Raw genomic sequence first — 2,315 nt, 5'->3', positions numbered from 1 at the left:
TTTCGGATGTATCCACCGTCAAACTCAGGTTATCCTTAAACATTCCCAGATGTTTTCCCAGAAGCTCCAGTGCCGACTTCTTGTCGCACAGCTTTACTTCCCTTTCCGTGCCCCATTCGTTCGGCTTGATTTTGACCGCCTGGATGCAGGCAAGATCCTCCTCCTTTGCCCCGCTCTTTATTTTTGCATTCTCTGTATCAATCACATCTGCTAAATTCCATTAGAGAACATATCAGAGAAACGCCCCCATATCTAAAGATACAAGAGCGTTATCAAACTGTTAGGGGCAGAGATATTTTTTCATCTGCACCTTTATCTTTTCTCTGGCAAGAACGACAGACCGCCTAACCGCCTGTGCCGTGCAATGCTCCATTGCAGCAATATCATAGTAATTGAAATCGTACTCGTAATAGAGCAGGAAACGCCGCCTTTGTATCTCTGGCAGAGCGGCAATGATACGGTGGAGCAGTTCGGAGCGTTCCTGCTCGATAATCAGCTCGTCAACGCCTTTCGGCGTAACCCTTGCCCTTTTGTTAAGGGCTTCATCGGAAAGCTCGAAAAATTCTTTGTGGCGTTCATCCGATTGCAGCAGATTACGGTTTCTGCGTTCCATCTGCCGAAACTCAGTAAAGAATTGTTCGGATACCTCTAATTCGTGATAGCCGCCTTGCCCGTCCTTAAAGCTGATAAAATACCTTGTGCCGTTTTCCGCCGCTTCCTCCCGAAGCGTATATGTTTTAACTCGGTATGCCATTATGTTTTTCCTCCTGCGAAAAAATAGGGCGAAAGGTTTTTGACCTCTCACCCCATAGCCCGCAGGTGAATGTATTTTTCTTCCCTTACCGCTTAAAGGCTTTCAGCTTTTTCCGCAGGTGTCCCATCCTTGCGTAGACAGCCCCCGTTGTCAGACCGACAATCGGGGCAATCTCCTTTGTGGAATAGCCCTGCATTTTTAGGAGAGCGATTTTCAGAGTGCGCCTGTCTACCGTGACTAATGCGAGGTACAGATTTTCATTTTCAATCTCGTCCAGTAAATCAGCCACCGTCCTAACCTCCGTTTGTTTCTCCCTGTCCGCCATTCCCTCAAGGTATTCCCCGACATCATTCAGATAGCGGTAGAACCGTCTGGCGGCATTAAAATCCGCCCTGTCGTAAATACGGATTTTCTCAATGGTATCCTCGTCAACACCACATTTCCGTAAAATCCTTTCCTCCGCTTCTTTCCAGATACGCCATTTGCGCTCCTCCCGTCCGTGGTTATATGCCATTTCTTTTCCTCCAATCGGGATTTCATAAATCCAAGATTGAGAGGGCAGTAAGAAATCCCCCTCGATTTTCCAAAGGAAAAATCAAAGGGGCTTTGCACTTAAAATCTGCTTTCCATTATTTTTCTGAGCTTTGCCAGAATTTTGAGCTTGTGTCTGTTTACCGTACTCTGGTCAACATTTTCCATCTTTGCAATCTCTTTAGTGGAAACACCGTCAAAGAAGATTGCCCGTATCAACGCCCGCCGTTTCATCGGCAATAAAGTCCAGAGCGTTGCCCTCGCTATCGACAAATCCATCTAATGAAAGCAGGCTGTTCTTCGCATCCAGTTTCTGAAGATAACGCCACCGCTCTTTATCCCGATAGAAGTCCGTGTACTGTTCCCGCACAACCTCAATCAGACAGCCCTGCACGGGGATAAAGAGCTTGTCCGAATATGTATGGTCTGCTTCTCTGCGGCGGCAAAAATCCGTGTAGGACAGCTCCACATAGCCGCCATTCTCTTTGAGATATACCTTTCTCGGTGCGTATTTCACCGTAGACACCTCCAATCTGAATTTTGAAAATCGTTCAAATCCAGATTGAAAGGCGGGGAACGGCAGCCTACGACAGAAACAGCCATACGGCATATTCCTGCAAAAAACGACAAAAGAAAAACCGTAAGGGCTGTCACACCTTTACGGTTTAAGGAGAATTTATTTCTATTATGTAGAGATTTTACTTCTACTTGTAGGGCAGGAAGCCCCCATGTGGCGACAAGGATTTTTTTAACAGGTTATCCGTCCATCCTCGGTAGGGTATATGTAAATACAGATGAAAGCCGCTTGCAGGCAAAAGAAATCCCTCCAAACTTCAAAAGCGAAGTCGGAGGGTAATTCAAGCATAACAAATCAGCCCACCCGCACATCGTTTTTTTATTAGGTGGACTTGTCCTGCCTGTGTAAAAAGGAAAGAGCCGACAAACGGTGATTGTGAACCGCTCCCTGTCAAGTAGACAATTAAAAAAATAAAAATTTTAGCCTGCCAGTCACAAAAAAGGACTGGCAGAG

General features: G+C 46.1%; 5 protein-coding genes. All 5 read right to left on the bottom strand.

What is annotated here, in order from left to right; translation table 11 throughout:
• Window positions 1–205 (bottom strand): terminase small subunit (locus tag NFR99_RS15090; protein ID WP_251354062.1); only part of this gene is annotated, 205 nt, incomplete at its 3' end.
• Between the two features lie 75 nt (window positions 206–280).
• Window positions 281–754: an RNA polymerase sigma factor gene (locus NFR99_RS15085; RefSeq protein ID WP_129182097.1), complete on the bottom strand. Its 474-nt coding sequence runs from the start codon at window positions 752–754 to the stop codon at window positions 281–283.
• A gap of 85 nt (window positions 755–839) precedes the next feature.
• Complete coding sequence (locus tag NFR99_RS15080; RefSeq protein ID WP_054338242.1) at window positions 840–1,268, bottom strand: RNA polymerase sigma factor; 429 nt, start codon at window positions 1,266–1,268, stop codon at window positions 840–842.
• 98 nt (window positions 1,269–1,366) lie between these two features.
• Window positions 1,367–1,519: a sigma factor-like helix-turn-helix DNA-binding protein gene (locus tag NFR99_RS15695; protein WP_465221069.1), complete on the bottom strand. Its 153-nt coding sequence runs from the start codon at window positions 1,517–1,519 to the stop codon at window positions 1,367–1,369.
• Complete coding sequence (locus NFR99_RS15075; protein WP_465221068.1) at window positions 1,482–1,802, bottom strand: hypothetical protein; 321 nt, start codon at window positions 1,800–1,802, stop codon at window positions 1,482–1,484. Before NFR99_RS15075 ends, NFR99_RS15695 begins: the two co-directional genes overlap by 38 nt.
• Window positions 1,803–2,315: the final 513 nt, after the last annotated feature.

Source organism: Hominisplanchenecus murintestinalis, from assembly GCF_943193015.1.
GTDB classification, from domain to species: Bacteria; Bacillota; Clostridia; order Lachnospirales; family Lachnospiraceae; genus Hominisplanchenecus_A; species Hominisplanchenecus_A murintestinalis.
This window is presented reverse-complemented; position numbering and strand designations above follow the sequence as displayed.

Coding starts and splice junctions, on each gene's coding strand:
- NFR99_RS15085 (WP_129182097.1), bottom strand. CDS start 754: ATGGCATACCGAGTTAAAACATATACGCTTCGGGAGGAAGCGGCGGAA.
- NFR99_RS15080 (WP_054338242.1), bottom strand. CDS start 1,268: ATGGCATATAACCACGGACGGGAGGAGCGCAAATGGCGTATCTGGAAA.
- NFR99_RS15695 (WP_465221069.1), bottom strand. CDS start 1,519: ATGAAACGGCGGGCGTTGATACGGGCAATCTTCTTTGACGGTGTTTCC.